The organism is Ruegeria sp. C11 (assembly GCF_056537725.1).
In genome coordinates, this window is the sequence record NZ_JBQFSB010000011.1 from 53337 (window position 1) to 68302 (window position 14966).

The window sequence follows — 14966 nt, forward strand, 5'->3', positions numbered from 1 at the left end:
CGCGCTGTCGCGCACCCGCAGCCAAGGATCCATACATGTTGCAGATACTGATTCAGGGGCTTTTGCTCAGCGGTCTCTACGCGCTCATTGCAATGGGGTTTACGCTGATCTTCAGCATCGGCCGCGTTCTGAATCTCGCCTATGGCGCCTATCTGATGGTTGGCGGCTACATATACTTTTGGATATCTCAATCGCTTGGGATGCCCAAGCTGATGGGGGTTGCCGTGGCTGCCGCGCTGGGTGTGCTGATGGGTGTCTTGAAATACCGCCTGATCGTCAAAACGCTCAAAGGGGATCATGTGGCTGTCGAGATTTCGACGCTGATCCTGGCGGTAGTAATTCAAGCGGGTATCGTATTGGTCTTTGGCGACAGCAGCAAAATCCTTTTGCCGATTGTCCCCGGTGTGATCAACGTGGCAGGGGCCTCGGTCACGTACAATATCCTGATCGCGACCCTCATCAGTTGGGCAATTCTGCTGGGTTTATATGCCTTTGTCCGGCTGACGCATACCGGACGGGCGATGCAGGCGGTGTCGATGGATGCCAAAGGTGCCGCGATTTCTGGGATAGACCCTGATCGCATTAACCTGATCACCTGGGGTATCTCTGGCGCATTGGGGGCGATCGGCGGCGTCTTCTTCGCCAGCTATACTCAGTTGTCGCCATCCATGTGGGTGGCACCACTGATTATCTCGGTGGCCGTTGTCATCGTGGGCGGGATCGGTTCGATCCTCGGAACACTGGTGGTCGCCCATATCGTCGGATTTCTCGAGGTCATTGTTGTGGCTACGCTTGCACCGGAACTGCGCGGCGTCTTCACCATGCTTTTGATAATCGGCGTGCTTGTCACAAGACCGCAGGGCCTGTTTGGCCGCGAGGAGTTGTGACGATGGGACTACGTTGGTTTCACTTTGCGCTCTGGGGCGGCTTGATCGCAGGAATGTTCCTGTTGCCGCAGTTCGTCTCGAACGGGACGTTACGCACGATGATCTTTGCGAACTATCTGGCGATCTTTGCCATTAGTTGGGACGTGCTATCGGGCCGAACAGGATATGTGAGCTTTGGCCACCCGTTCCTGATCGGTATCGGTGCCTACACTACGGCGATCCTGACAAAGCGGTTCGACGTCGCGGTCGAAATCTCGATACCGATCGCTGTTGTTGTCACCATGATTGCGGGCTTGTTGGTGTTGCTGCCGGCACTGCGCATTCGCGGCAGCTATTTCGCTTTGGTCACACTGGCATTCATGGAGTTGCTCTATCAACTGGTTCAGGTCATTCGACCGGATCTGACTGGCGGGACCCGGGGTATGTCGGGCATTCAAACTCTGACACGTGGCGCTGCGAACGGATACTACCTGTCCACTGCGCTAATGTTGGCGATTGCCGTCAGCATGTGGCTGTTGATGAAAACGCGGCTGGGAACCGCCTTGTCTGCGATCGGAATGAACGAGGAAAGCGTGCGGGGATCGGGCCTCAGTACCACCCGCCTCAAGGCTTTTGCTTTTCTGACAAGCGCTATGATTGCGGGCCTGGGTGGCGCGTTCTATGTTCACTATCTGGGGTCGCTCGCGCCGCGTGCTCTGTTTGATATCAACTTCCTGTTCACCATCATCGTTGCAGCGCTTTTGGGCGGCACCTCAACCATCATCGGGCCCATGATCGGCGCATTCTTCATGACTTTTCTGTTAGAGTATCTCCGGCCGGTTCTTCCCGGTGCGGAACGTTACTTTGTCTACGGTGCAATTGCGTTGCTTCTCTACATGTATCAGCCGAAAGGCCTTGTTGAGCTTGTCCGGCGTGGTTTCAAAAGTCTGGGCAAGGGGCGGGCGACATGAGCGTAGCGTTGCAGGTTTCAGGTCTGGTGAAGCGTTTTGGCGGTTTGGTCGCGACGAATGATCTGTCGTTCTCGCTCAAAGAGGGCGAGTCATTGGGGTTGATCGGCCCAAATGGCGCAGGCAAGACAACCGTGTTCAGCCAGATCATGGGTGAGCTACGGCAGAACGGCGGTACGATTGAACTGTTCGGGCAGGAAATTTCGACGCTGTCGACGCCTCAACGCATTCGCGCCGGGGTCAGTCGGACCTATCAGATCCCGCGCCCCTTTGGCGACATGAGCGTTGCCGAAAACATCAGGGTCGGTCTGATGCCCGACAATATCTGGCAAATGATCGTCTCACCCCCCGATAAAGAACGTGAGCGGGAGCTTGCGCTTAGCGTCGGATTTACCAAAGCGGATCTGGATCGCACGCCAACAGAATTGGCCATGGGTGATCTGCGCAAGCTGGAAATGGCGCGCACAATGGCAACGGCACCGAGGGTGATGTTGCTGGATGAGGTGTTTGCAGGTCTCACCACAGGGGAGATTGCTCAGATCTCAGAGCTCATTCAGTCGATGCGCAAGGATGGGATGACCTTCCTGATTGTCAGTCATGACTTGCCCGCGCTTGAGCCTTTGATCGACCGTGCGATCGCCATCGAACGAGGCACCATGATTGCCGAGGGATCGTTCAGCGAGGTGATGAACGACAAGGCTGTTCAGGCTTCGTATCTGGGAGGCGCGTAATGTCGTATCTGGAAATCGAAAACCTGTCGGCGTTCTATGGCAAGGCGCAAGCGCTGACCGACATCTCTATCACCGTCCAACCCGGTGAGATTGTCGCGGTGGTCGGCCCCAATGGTGCCGGCAAATCGACCTTGCTGGACAGCATCATGGGGCTTGTCAAAACTGAGGGCGACATCCGACTTAGGGGGCACAGCCTCGCCGGTCGAACACCTTCCGAAATTGTGCGCCATGGAGTGGGTTATGCGCCCGAGCGTTTCAACCTGTTTCCCTATATGTCGGTGCGAGACAACCTGATGGTCGGCGCCTTCACGGCCCGCGAGGATATCCAGAGCAATCTGGCAATGGTGCATAGTCTCTTCCCGCGTCTCGAAGAGAGGGAAGGGCAGGAGACTTCGACCCAGTCTGGCGGGGAACGTCAGATGGTCTCGTTCGGTCGCGCGCTCATGACCAGCCCCGAGCTGTTGCTGGTCGACGAGCCCACGATTGGACTGGCCCCAAAAATCTGTCACGAAATTGCTGAAGTCGTGCGCAAACTTAACAAGGAATACGGACTGACGGTGGTGATCACCGAGCAAAATGCCAATTTTGCGCTGTCGCTGGCGAGTCGAATTTATGTGCTCGAGTCGGGGCGTATGCAGACGTCAGGCACGGCAGACGAATTGCGGAATGATAAGCGATTGCTTGAAGCCTATTTCGGCGGGCATTGAGATGGCTGTGAAGGTTTTTTTAAATTGCACCGCTCAGATCGAGATGCGCCAAGTTTTCTAAACACCTGCCTGCTTTAGTTTGCTCTGCGTTGCTCCGATTGACTAGAATTAGATCCCCCAGTTCTGGACATCATAGCCTTCGCATAGTCGCGCCTTGCTGTTGCACGATCCTCAAAGCGAGCGTGAACGATGCAAAAAAAGAGGGTGCCGTCATCCAGTCCGTTGCGAGGTGTAAACCAATCATAAGGGTCGGTTGGTTTTGCAGCGGCTAACTGATTGGGTCGTGGTGCTAAAGGCGTTGAATTGGCTTCATTATTTGTGATTTCTTCAAGCAGTGTTGGACGGGCAGTGCCAGTATCCGGCGTGAGGATACCCATGATTTGCTCGCGACCAGCCGGAACGAAACGCCCGTTTTCCTCGACGGGAAACCGGATCGGCTGTCCTGCATAGACATCTCGCTGAACTTCGCTGTTCTTAACAACAATCACACCGTTGACGAGCACGTAAGGGATGCCTTCTGAGGGAAGGCCTTGCTGGCCAAGCGTATAGTTTGCCTTTTCGGTCACGGATTCCGGATCAAAAATTGTGATGTCCGCAACCATGCCTTCTTGCATCCGCCCACGCACTTGCATTGCCCGCAATCCGGTATCGCCCAACTGCTTTGCATGGATGTAGCTTAGCTGAGTGAGCGTGAGCATTAATGGTACATTCGCTTCGCGCGCCAATCTCAAAACAAGCGCATGGCTGCCGGCAGATCTGGGATGCCCAGCATAGTCTTCATAGGGCGCATCCCAACTCATCAGATTGCCCTCGATGTCCAGTCCGGCCATCCCGTCGCCCGAGATGCCGTAGCCCGCGATGGTGATCCAGTCGTTTAGCCATTGCTCCCTCGGCGGGCTGAAAACAATGGCTGTTCGTCCCGGCTCATTTTCTGCGAAGCTCAAGAACTCGTCTTTTGTCACGAAGCGATCAAGTTGGGGATCAAAGATGGTGCCTTCGTATTTGTATCCCATCGATCCTTCCCAGTTTTCGGGTGCGATGATCGAGGCTCCGTAGTTTCCTGACCCAGCGGTCCAAGGATAATAGCTGGACCAGACATTGTAGCCTTGGTCGCGCGCCATCTGGAGTTTTTCCTGATTTTCCCACCACCCATAATCATTGTCATGATGGATGTGCAGCGGGGCGCCAAGAACCATCGCATTGACGAGGATCTCATTGACCCCGGTCTGCGTTTCTGTCGGAGTCGAAGCGCTGGGATGAAATCGGTGATGGACAGAGGTCAATCTACCGTATCGCGCCGCAGCTCGCTGCGCTTCGAACATCTCATAGGTTGTAATACCTTCTCGGGCATAGCCAATCGTCGATCCCACGCCGAGCGCACCAAGACGCAGACCCTCATCAAGCTGCGCAGTGATTTCGTTCATCTGCTCACGGTTGCTTGGAACCGAAGACCATCCCTCGACACCGTCTTCCACAGATTGTGCCCTTAGTGCGAAGAAGTTTCGGAAATCTATATCGCCTCCTTCAAGCACGAGGCTGTCATGAACCCGCATCCGTGCAAATTCCTGTCCAACGACGGTGCCATAGTTCGCCTGCGTCGCGCCTTCGCGAGCATCATACCACTCATCGATGTTCGCGGCCCCAACTTCAAAATCCATTTGGGTCGTTACGCCATCACGAAGGTTTACCTTGATGCCCCAAGGGTCCAACCCATGCTGCTCGAGATCGATAAATCCGGGGGCTACAACATGACCCGTCGCATCGATGGCCTCGCTGCCGTCAATGTCTTCGTCAGTGATCGCAGTGATCCAGCCGTTGCTTATTCCGACGTTTGCGATCCGGTCGAACCCGGTTTCCGGGTCCATTACGCGACCGTTGAGAATTACAACGTCAAAAGTTTGCGCAACACACAATGTAGAAACAACAGACAGTGCGCCTGCTAGAAACACGGTACGCATGGTTAGACCCTCCCTTTGATCAGTAGGATAATTGAAAGCAAACTCGGATCAACAAAATGGCATATTTAGATATCAGACCCCGTACTCTTCGCCCAGAATACCGTGATCGGGAACGCTCTCCTCGATCCTGTGCTGGGTCGTACATGTAAACCCCGAATTCCGAGTCCGGGAGGGTTACAGGATCGCCGATCTGTTTCAAATGAACAGCAAGGTTGCGTGAAATCAGAAAACCTCTGGCAACCGGTAATCCGGGTTTTTTGCTCTCAGTTCAAAGGAGTAGGTGTGCCGTTCCAATCATAAGGCGTTCGACTTCAAACTACTCAGAACCGATTGCGTGATGGTAGCCGTATCAGACACCCCACCCAGATCCGGCGGCAGCAATCCCGCCTTTAAAACGTCATCCACAGCCCGTTCAATGGCGTGCGCTGCTTGGAGTTGGCCAAAGCTATGTTCGAACATCATCGCCACTGACAGGATCGCGCCAATCGGATTGGCGATCCCTTTTCCAGAGATATCCGGCGCGCTGCCGTGGGTCGGCTCATAGAGACCACCTTTCACCGGGTGGCCGGCCCTCGCAGCGGCGGGCAGGGTTGCCGAAGGCAGCATGCCCAGCGACCCGGAGACCACCGCAATCAGATCCGAGATCAGATCGCCGAACAGGTTGTCCGCCAACAGCACGTCAAACTCCCGCGGGGCGCGGGCAACGGCAAAAAGCGCATAATCCATCAGCAAATGCCGCAGTTCAACATTGGGATACTCATCCCGCCCGATCCGATCCACCGTTTCACGCCAAAGCTTGCCACTCTCCATTACGTTGGACTTGTCCAGAGAGGTCACATGCCCCCGCCGTCCACGTGCGGCCTCGAAGGCGCAGCGGGCGATGCGTTCTATTTCTGCCGTGCGGTATTCGCTGATCTCAAAGGCTCGGATTTGGCCGTCACTCAGCACCTCGCGCCCGCGGGGTTCGCCATAGTAGATGCCGCCCGAGTTTTCCCGCACGACCAGCAGGTCGGCGCCGTCCACAACTTCTGGCCGGTAGGGGGTCTGCGGCAGGAGGGCTGTCCACGCCCGTGCCGGGCGCAGAGCGTTATACACGTCTAGTTCGATCCGCAGGCGAGTCAGGCCATCGGTTTCGGTAATGGGTCCGTCGATCCTGATGCCGTCCCATTCCGGCCCGCCCACTGCGCCGACCAGAATGGCATCTGCGGCCCGCGCCTTGTCAACGACCGCATCCGTGCAGAACGTGCCATGCACGTCCCACGACGCACCGCCAAGAAGGTCTTCCTCGATCTCGACCGACACGCCAAACTGAATGGCTACCTGACGCAATACTTCCAGACCGCTGGCCACGACCTCGGGGCCAATGTGGTCACCGCCAAGAGCAAGCACTTTGAAAGGTTCGTTCATCCCGCCATCCCCTGTTGTAGCACCATATGCATAGCGTCAGGGTCCAGATCCCGCTGAAGCAGACGCAGGCTGGAATGAAAGTCGTCCAGATCAACCGAAGACGTCAGGACTGCGCGCGGGGGCGTTTCGGGCGTGAACCCGGTTCGCCCGTGCAGCAGTCGCTGATTGTCAAACAGCAGCCCTTCGCCCGCCTTCAGATCCAAAGTCAGGCGCAGATCATCGCAATACAGCAGATCAAAGAGCCTCTTCAGGGCGCGATAGGCTGGCACAACCTGATCTGCGGGTACATCCAGCGGAGAGATTTGCCGCTCGTTCATCCTCACACCGCAAACCTGACCCTGATCATCCCGCTGAATGATCGGCAGACGGGATTTGTACCAACGCATGTTGCCATGGCTGTTGTCTCCGGGGTCGAAACGCTGGCAGGTCACATGCATGTTGCAGAGCAGTTCGAACTCCTCTGGCCATTGTTCTTTCAGGCGCCGGACGGCTTCGAACCCGTCCACCAGTGTCGAGGCCCCACCGTTCGAACTGGGCCGCAGCACCTGAAATACGGTGATCCCGATCGCAGCATAGCGATAGGGTTCATCCACATGCGGATCCAACGGGCCTGTGGTGTCGCCCACATTGGTCACGGTTTTCTTCTTTTTCAGCGTATAGGTGCCGTAATGTGTTTGCCGCTGCGCCCCGACCAGTCGGATCATCCGCTGGCTTTCGGCCTGATCGGTGGGCGCGTCCACGATCTTGCAAAACCCGTAGTCCCGAACAGTTTCAAGGATTTTCAAACGGGCGGCAGGATCAGCCTCAGCCTCGGTCAGCGATCCGACCGGAAGATTGTCGCCAAGAGTTCTGTCCCACAGGGTTGGGTGCACCCGCCTGCGGGCACGCTCGGCGTCAGAGTAGCAGTGGTTGCGCAGCCACCGCGCGCCATATTCGGATCGGTGTCCGTCCGGCCAGATCACGTGAACGATACTGCCCTCCACCCCGACACTCTGGATCGAGATGCCTTCGTCGATGTTATGCAGGCGAATTCCGCGAACACCGGTCTCTGGGGTGCCGCATTCAGGGCACCAGCATTGATGCCGCAGCCATATGGGGTGAAACCGGCTTTCGTGGCCGTCTTCCCAGTTTACGATCAAGTGGTCGTTTTCAGCGGCAGTAGAGCGAATGCGGTGGCGGGCAGTTGGCATTGGTCTGTTCCCTGTGGGTTTCCTGTCCGCAGTAAGGTCTCCTTCGATTTTGTTTGACAAATTCAAATTCAACACAGGAAAGTTGAGCTCAGCTCACTTATGGAACCCACATGCTGCCCGACCCCAAAGACCCTTCCTATCTTGGCGCACTGGTCTATTTTCATCATGCCGCGGAAGGCCTGAGTTTTTCCCGCGCAGCCCAGGTCCTGAACGTGACTCCTTCGGCCGTCAGCCACCGCATAACGGCTTTGGAAAACGCTCTGGGCAAGCGGCTGTTCGAACGGCGTGTGCGGGAGGTCCGCCTCACGCAGGACGGCGCTGAACTGGCGCGGGCTACTGCGGTGATCTGGAATGAACTCAATGGGATCACCGAACAGCTGACCACGCAGGAAGTGCTGCGAGTTTCAGTCGGACCCTATCTGTCATCGCAATGGCTGCTGCCGCGGATAGGTGCGTTCGAGGCCCAGCATCCCGGATTGAGAGTGGACCTGATCCATGTGATCGGACGACCGGATGCACGCTTGGCAGATGTTTCGATCATTTGGGCAGAACTGGATGGTCCTGCAAACGAAGCAGCTCTGCTTTTCGATACCAAGGCTGTCCCTGTTGCCGCTCCGGGACTAAAAATTGATCCCAATTTTTGGGAAGGCAAATTACCGCCAATTCATTACCGAGATCGCACCACCTGGCGTCACTGGCTTTCTGCTACGGGCGCTCCGGCGGACTACGCAGAACGCGGGGAAGTTCTGGAAGAACCACATATCGTTCTGGAAGCTGCTGCTTTTGGGAGGGGGATTGCGATCGGCTTTTTACCCTTCATTGGTAAATTCTTTGAACAAGGGCGGCTTGTTCACGTGGGAACGCATTCTGTCCGCTCCAACCGGGGATACCAGATGAAGGTAAACTCAGACAGCCGCCCAATGGCCAACCTGTTCGCCGATTGGGTTAAGCACCGGGCGAAAGAGGATGTGAGTTAAACGGCAGCGGAATTACAATCTGGATCATCTGGAAAGCTGATTTGCAATCTTCTGGCGAACGGCCCAAAGCTGCTGTCCACCACGCTGCTGGGATACAGCAGATTGGCCCGTCAATCCTATCGTCCGCCGCATGTGTGAGGTAGGCAGGCCGCCCAAGCTTTCCGGAAAGTTCTGACGGGAAAAATACCAAAGGTGGGGCGCATCAATCATCAGGTGTTAGATCATTCCTTCGATACGTCCATCATATGAGATCACTGAAAACGAAGTATCACATCGACATGTTGTGTGTTGTCTGTGCAATACACGAAAATCTTCCCATGATAACTAAAATTGTCACATTTGTGCCCAGCTTTGATTTTAGCCAGCCAGTACAACAAAAGTTAACAAAACAAAATTTCCGAGGGGGTTTTCGGAGAATGAAGAACTGCGTAGCAGAGCGCGCCCATGAACGTGTGGCGCGAGGGGGTCGTTTGGTGAAATGGAAGGGTCGCGTGGCGAGTGTCGCCCCATCGCTTTTCCTTGCCTCAGCCTCGGTTATCGCCTTGACAGCTGGTGCTGCCCAGGCTCAGGTGATTAACAGCCCGCAGGGTAATCAGGCCATCGTCCCAGTTGATGTCGACACAACGATTACGGCAACCGGAGCAATCAACCTGACCACCGGCAGCCCCGTAGCGGTCGAGATCATCACAAATTACTCGAGCACTGCCACCAACAATGGCACTATTTCGGCCCCAACGCCCGGCCTTCCATTCGGGATTGGCGTCGTTTTGAACGGGAACCTCGAAGCATCCGGGGCAATCATAAACAACGGAGACATCAACGTCGCGGCGAACGGCAGCACCGGGGCAGACGCCCTTGGTTTTCTTTTTCTGGGCGACTACGGCGGCTCGTTTTTGAATACGGGGACTGTCTCTGTAAATGCGAATTCTACATCAAGTAACCAAGCGAGCGCGTTGGGCGCGGTTTTTGTTGGGGGTGCTGAGGCAACCGCAACCATTTCAAATTCCGGCACAATCACGGCCACCGCAAGCGCGGCAGGACTAAGCTCTGCATTGGCGGTCGGCTTTGAGTTTGTGAATGACGTCGAGACGGCAATAGAAAACAGCGGAACAATCTCGGCGACGGCATCAAATGCTTCTACCCTTGATGCAATCGGCATCTTGGTGGACGCCAATCTGAACGCCAATCTGAACAACTCGGGTACCATTTCGGCAACCGCGACTGATAACGGCAGCTTTGCCGATGCCATCGGAGTCCGCGTTGTCGGCGACATGACCGGAAACGTCAACAACAGCGGGACAGTATCCGCCAGTGCCTCGGCCGTCTCGTCAGCGACGGCCTGGGCCTTTCATTTGCGAAACGATCTGAACGGGAATTTTGACAACTCGGGAACAATCACCACCGACGCTTCCTCCTCTTCCGGTAGCGTGGATTCGGCTGCTGTATTTATCCAGGGTGACACTAACGGGAACATTTCGAACAGCGGGACCATCCGCATAAAGGGGCAAGCGTCGACCCAGGTCAGCGCCTCGGGTTTCTACCTGTCCGGTGAACTCAACGGAAACTTCACGAACACTGGCACAATCAACATTCGTGGAAACAGTACCGGATCGCAAAGTGTCGAGGCATTCGGCCTTTATGTTGATGATGGCATAACGGGCAACATAACCAACAGCGGGGTTTTGTCGGTGTCTGGTGTTGCTGCAAGCGAAGCCAGCGCCTTTGGCATCTACGTTGACAGCGACCTTTCTGGCAACTTCAACAACAGTGGTACGTTGACGGCTGTGGCTGAGGCCGGATCGGATTCGGCGGAAGCTTATGGTCTTTATGTGGACTCTGATCTTAATGGCAACGTAACAAACAGCGGTGTCATTTCTGTATCTGGTGTCTCTGGAAGCGAAGCAAGCGCATATGGCTTCTATATTGACAGCGACCTTACCGGAGACTTCAACAATAGCGGTGCGATAACCGTGATGGCGCAGGCCGGATCGGATTCGGCTGAGGCTTATGGCCTTAACGTGGACTCGGATCTTGATGGCAACATAACGAACAGTGGCACAGTCTCAGTGCAGGCTTCGTCCACCAGCTATGAAGCTGAGGCTATCGCCTTCTACATTGATGGTGACGTAACCGGTGACATCAGCAACACCGGTACAGTTTCTGTAAGTTCAACCGGGGTGTTCACTGCAGATGCGCGTGGCTACCACGTAGATGATGAATTTGCCGGTAACTTTACCAATACCGGTACGATTTCGGTGAACTCGGTAACCACGCAGGCAACAGGACCGCGCCCACCGCGTCCCCCAAGCCCGCCGTTTGCCGCCACTCCGGACGTTGTGGGTGCTTATTTTGAAGAAGTCGCAACCGGCAATATTGTAAACGCGGGCTCAATTTCTGTTAGTGCGCAGAATGTCAATGATGCAAGTGCATCGGGTATCTTCCTGCGCGAAGACCTGGTTGGGAACTTTACCAACTCTGGCGCGTTGACGGTAAACACCGGTTCTGACAGCGGCAGCGCCGAAGCTTTTGGCCTGTTTATAGTAAATGATCTGCACGGCGACGCCACCAATAGCGGGACCATCGCTGTTAACGCGAGGGGTAATTCTGGCGCCTCCGCTGCGGGACTCAGCATTGTTGACGATTTCGAAGGGAATTTTCAGAACTCTGGTTCGATCAACGCGGCTGCGAGTTCTATCACCGAAGACGCATATGCGTCCGGCCTGACTGTCGGAGACAGGATGGAAGGGAATGTTTCCAACAGTGGGTCGATCACTGCCGCTGCAACAGGTGGTGAAAGTGCCTTTGCTGCAGGTTTCGAGGTGCTCGATGGCATTGTTGGGAACTTGGCCAACTCTGGCACGATAGATGTGACAAGTACGAGCACAAGTGACGAAGCCGCGGCATTCGGGTTCTTTGTGCGTAACGAAGATTCCAGTGATCCGGATGCCTCAGTGAAAGGAGACTTCACCAACAGCGGCAGCATCACGGTTCGCGCAGAAGGAGACACCGGTTCGGCCTATGCCAGCGGCCTCTATGTTCGCCACGGTTTTGAAGGAAACCTGACCAATTCAGGCGTAATCGACACTGTGAGTATTTCCCAGAAAGACGATGCTACCGCACGCGGTATCTACGTTCGCGGAGATGCCGCCGGGAATGTCACAAATAGCGGTAGTATTTCAGTTCTGGCCCGTGGGGCCGAAGATATGAGGGCGCAAGGCATACTGCTGTACGACAACGTAAGCGCGTCTGTTGTGAACACTGGTACGATCAATGCGAGTGCGAATATCGTGAATGGCACCAGTGACGCCGAAGCCCTCGCGGCAGGTGTCTGGGTCGAGGACATGCAGGGCACGTTTTCGAACACGGGCACCATCACTGCAACGGCAACTGGCGGTGCATCTGCCACGGCTTACGGGCTGTATTTCGAGAACTTTGACGGCGTTATTTCAAATGTCGAACGGATCTCGGCTACATCCGACGGCGGCAAGGCCTATGCAATCTTCCTTGGCACGGGCTCAGGCACTCTGAACGTGGACACAATGGATCGGGTGACTGGTCTGATCCGGGTTCAGGACCATAACGTAAACCTCGATGCGCAGGGTGGCAGCAACGTCTTCTACTTTGAAGATGCAGCGCCGGGCACAGGCGTTTTCACGACACGGGTTTCTGACGGCAGATCAGCCTGGTTTGTTCAGGATGAGGGCGGATCGGCACCTGTCTACGCGACCGTGGATGGCGGTGATCTCGGAATTTCCGGCGATGTCACCGCGTTTCTTGGAGATGTTGTGGGCAGCGCTGATCAAGCCTTGAGATACGACCAGCTGCCGCAGGTCTCGCGCGGTTTCTCGTTCCGGGAGGAGAATGCCATATTCGGCGGGTTCCGGCCTTACGCGATGATCGACGCCCAATATCGTGAGTTTGAAAACGTACCGGGCAATGAAACTGACATCTCTCTGTTCAACGGCAGTGCAGGGCTGTCCGGTCAACTGGACAATGGTCTGTCACTTGCTTTCGGCTTGGGTGTTTTCTCTGCCGATGGCGAGACTAACACCACGGATTTTGACACCACAGGTTTCTATCTGGACACCGCGATCGGACGTCAAATTGGGGCCTATACGCTTGAGGCCGGATTGGGCTACGGATGGTTATCAACGGATCGGTCGCGTCAGATCATAGGCAGCGCAGACGCAAATGCCGACTATGACAGTAAGTTGTTGACCGCTCACATCGGTGTCGAACGGGAATTTGATGTCAGCGACAACTTCGGGCTGCTGGGTCTTGGCGAAGTTCGGTACACACGCCAGAAGGACGACGAATATACAGAAACCGGTTCCGCCACGAATGCGACTGTAGGTTCGACCACAACTGAAGTGATCGAAGCTCGGCTCGGGGCTGAATTCTACAAAGATCTGGGTCGCGGAGGTATCATCTCGGGCCAGTTGAGTGGCGTCCTGCGCAGGGGGCTGGGTGACAACAGCACCGCGGTCAGCCTGTTTTCGTCAACGGAAACGCTGACATTCGCGTCCACGGACTTTACCGGCGCGAGCGTTGTGTTGGGGTATGAAAAAGACCTTCTGCAGGGCATGCGGTTCGAAGCCACCGCCGAGCAGGAAATCGGAGACGACGCTCAAGGACCCTACCTGCGCGCTGGTTTGAACTGGTCTTTCTAAACTAAGTATCGCTGCGCCGCATTTCCAAGCGGCGCAGCGGACAGCATTGCCAATTAGTTCGCGGTATTGTGCGGATATAGAACGGCCATAGCTAGCGCCGCGCCGGACATATGTGCCCTGCGATCTTGGCAAGTATCCGAAAGCCAAAGGCCGTGGCGTTTAAAATCGCAGCGCTCGGTACATTTCACTGACAACAAACAAGTTCAGTTCAGGTCTGCCGCAATCGTTTTTGTGCCCTGCGGATGGCACTCCATTTGGATATTTTGTGGGGTGCCTTAAGAAATGATTTCCGCCAATCCAACTCGTCCGGAGGAGCGCCAGCTGCCAACTTTCGTATCCTGTTTGGGCTGAATAGTTCGAATTGCTGTAACCGCCTCAACGCATCCTTAATTTGCTCAGGCGATTTATCCGATCCAGTCCCTTCCGAAGATTTCTGCGTTTTGTCCTGTGAAACTCGATCCTGCTCAAGACAGTTCTCCAACTCGGGAACTTGTTTGACAGCAACCGACAAGAGGTCAGCTTGGGAAATGGCGCGTTTTACCAATTTGAACTTGTTTGCTTGCCGGTCCAGCCAGATGCTGGGCGTAGAGATGTTTCCGAGTTTCAAGCGGGATTCGAAACCGGAAATTCGATCTGCTTTAGAACTGATCTTATCAACCTCGGAAAGATAGGCCTCAAGGTTGTTCGAAAGTTGTCCTTCCCGCTTTGAATAGCGCCCGGTCATAATTCCTAGCAGTTGGTGAAGGGGTGCATGTTGCGCCATCAAACGCCACAGGTTCCAGTCGCCCGCAAGCTTCAAACCGGAAAAAGCTTCATTCTTATCGACCGCATCCCAAAGCCATTTGCGAAAGAATGTTCCCTCTTGCTGAATTGTTGTCATCAACATCGTGTCCGCAGCTCCGCATGCAATTAGGTCTTGCGGAAGAGGAGGGGCGGAAAATCTAGTTGGGCGGCCCGCTTCATCCGTGTGATTGTGTATTCCTGTGAACCAGGAAACTTCACTGGAGCTGAGCTCTTGATCCAATGACGATGCCAGTGCGCATGCGCCGGGCAGCAACAAGTCATCAAAGTTAATCCACGTCAAAAAGGCGTCGTCTGGCGCTTCTGACAGGTGTTCGAACCCCTTGGTCACTGCCTCGTACATTGATCCATCCGGCTCGGACGTAAATGAGAAGTCTATCGCTTCACAGAAAATCGGAATTGAATTTGTAGCGAGTCTTTGTTTCCACGCTTCCAATTTTTGGATTGTGCCATCGGTCGATCCACCATCCTGAACGTGGTACCGAATGCGGAAAGGCCCGGACTGCATCACTACGTGCATGATGCAGCGGTCGATTAACTCAACACCGTTAAACACAGGGGTTACAATGTAGATTGTTTTCAACGATTTTGCCTTATTCTATGGCCTGGATTTACCAGATGGAATTCTTGAATCTACGATTCGTAGCGGCGAGATTACTAGCTTGATTTCCGAGTGACGACAGTTGAATTT

The 14966-nt window shown here is 55.0% G+C and carries 10 protein-coding genes; 6 read left to right on the top strand and 4 right to left on the bottom strand.

All coding sequences use genetic code 11. The annotated features are described in order from the left end of the window. Positions 1-35 precede the first annotated feature (35 nt). Genes ACR0NA_RS18075 through ACR0NA_RS18090 form a run of 4 tightly spaced genes read left to right on the top strand, consistent with a single transcriptional unit; the run spans position 36 to position 3272 of the window. Positions 36-887, top strand: coding sequence for a branched-chain amino acid ABC transporter permease (locus ACR0NA_RS18075; RefSeq protein ID WP_170510277.1), 852 nt, complete (start codon positions 36-38; stop codon positions 885-887). A 2-nt stretch (positions 888-889) separates the two neighbouring features. Continuing rightward, entirely contained in the window at positions 890-1837 is a 948-nt protein-coding gene (locus ACR0NA_RS18080) for a branched-chain amino acid ABC transporter permease (RefSeq protein WP_480731317.1), read from the top strand. Continuing rightward, positions 1834-2565, top strand: a complete 732-nt coding sequence (locus ACR0NA_RS18085) for an ATP-binding cassette domain-containing protein (protein WP_170653116.1) — start codon at positions 1834-1836, stop codon at positions 2563-2565. Before ACR0NA_RS18080 ends, ACR0NA_RS18085 begins: the two co-directional genes overlap by 4 nt. Beyond that, a complete protein-coding gene (locus tag ACR0NA_RS18090; RefSeq protein WP_170653114.1) occupies positions 2565-3272 on the top strand; it encodes an ABC transporter ATP-binding protein in 708 nt (235 codons plus the stop codon). Before ACR0NA_RS18085 ends, ACR0NA_RS18090 begins: the two co-directional genes overlap by 1 nt. Positions 3273-3346: 74 nt before the next feature. Here ACR0NA_RS18090 and ACR0NA_RS18095 read toward each other — a convergent pair whose 3' ends face one another. From ACR0NA_RS18095 to ACR0NA_RS18105, 3 genes are all read right to left on the bottom strand, one after another. Next, positions 3347-5230: an amidohydrolase family protein gene (locus tag ACR0NA_RS18095; RefSeq protein WP_480731322.1), complete on the bottom strand. Its 1884-nt coding sequence runs from the start codon at positions 5228-5230 to the stop codon at positions 3347-3349. 294 nt (positions 5231-5524) lie between these two features. Next, positions 5525-6637 carry a 3-isopropylmalate dehydrogenase gene (leuB, locus tag ACR0NA_RS18100; RefSeq protein WP_480731325.1) on the bottom strand — a complete coding sequence of 371 codons (1113 nt, stop codon included), beginning with the start codon at positions 6635-6637 and terminating at the stop codon, positions 5525-5527. Continuing rightward, positions 6634-7827 (bottom strand): TauD/TfdA family dioxygenase, encoded by a 1194-nt coding sequence (locus ACR0NA_RS18105; protein WP_480731328.1) that lies wholly within the window; start codon positions 7825-7827, stop codon positions 6634-6636. Before ACR0NA_RS18105 ends, leuB begins: the two co-directional genes overlap by 4 nt. 110 nt (positions 7828-7937) lie before the next feature. On the opposite strand from ACR0NA_RS18105, the gene ACR0NA_RS18110 reads away from it, so the two are divergent. Continuing rightward, positions 7938-8804: a LysR family transcriptional regulator gene (locus tag ACR0NA_RS18110; protein ID WP_480731330.1), complete on the top strand. Its 867-nt coding sequence runs from the start codon at positions 7938-7940 to the stop codon at positions 8802-8804. 416 nt (positions 8805-9220) lie between these two features. Further along, on the top strand, positions 9221-13474 hold the full coding sequence (locus ACR0NA_RS18115; protein WP_480731334.1) for a beta strand repeat-containing protein: 4254 nt from the start codon (positions 9221-9223) through the stop codon (positions 13472-13474). A 208-nt stretch (positions 13475-13682) separates the two neighbouring features. Here ACR0NA_RS18115 and ACR0NA_RS18120 read toward each other — a convergent pair whose 3' ends face one another. Then, the gene (locus tag ACR0NA_RS18120; protein WP_480731336.1) at positions 13683-14858 is read right to left on the bottom strand and encodes a glycosyltransferase family protein; all 1176 of its coding nucleotides are present in this window, start codon (positions 14856-14858) and stop codon (positions 13683-13685) included. Positions 14859-14966 lie beyond the last annotated feature (108 nt).

What these genes read in the sequence shown, in the direction of transcription:
- ACR0NA_RS18090 (WP_170653114.1), top strand. Translation starts at nt 2,565, where the DNA reads ATGTCGTATCTGGAAATCGAAAACCTGTCGGCGTTCTATGGCAAGGCG.
- ACR0NA_RS18095 (WP_480731322.1), bottom strand. Translation starts at nt 5,230, where the DNA reads ATGCGTACCGTGTTTCTAGCAGGCGCACTGTCTGTTGTTTCTACATTG.
- ACR0NA_RS18085 (WP_170653116.1), top strand. Translation starts at nt 1,834, where the DNA reads ATGAGCGTAGCGTTGCAGGTTTCAGGTCTGGTGAAGCGTTTTGGCGGT.
- ACR0NA_RS18115 (WP_480731334.1), top strand. Translation starts at nt 9,221, where the DNA reads ATGAAGAACTGCGTAGCAGAGCGCGCCCATGAACGTGTGGCGCGAGGG.
- ACR0NA_RS18105 (WP_480731328.1), bottom strand. Translation starts at nt 7,827, where the DNA reads ATGCCAACTGCCCGCCACCGCATTCGCTCTACTGCCGCTGAAAACGAC.
- ACR0NA_RS18080 (WP_480731317.1), top strand. Translation starts at nt 890, where the DNA reads ATGGGACTACGTTGGTTTCACTTTGCGCTCTGGGGCGGCTTGATCGCA.
- leuB (WP_480731325.1), bottom strand. Translation starts at nt 6,637, where the DNA reads ATGAACGAACCTTTCAAAGTGCTTGCTCTTGGCGGTGACCACATTGGC.
- ACR0NA_RS18075 (WP_170510277.1), top strand. Translation starts at nt 36, where the DNA reads ATGTTGCAGATACTGATTCAGGGGCTTTTGCTCAGCGGTCTCTACGCG.
- ACR0NA_RS18110 (WP_480731330.1), top strand. Translation starts at nt 7,938, where the DNA reads ATGCTGCCCGACCCCAAAGACCCTTCCTATCTTGGCGCACTGGTCTAT.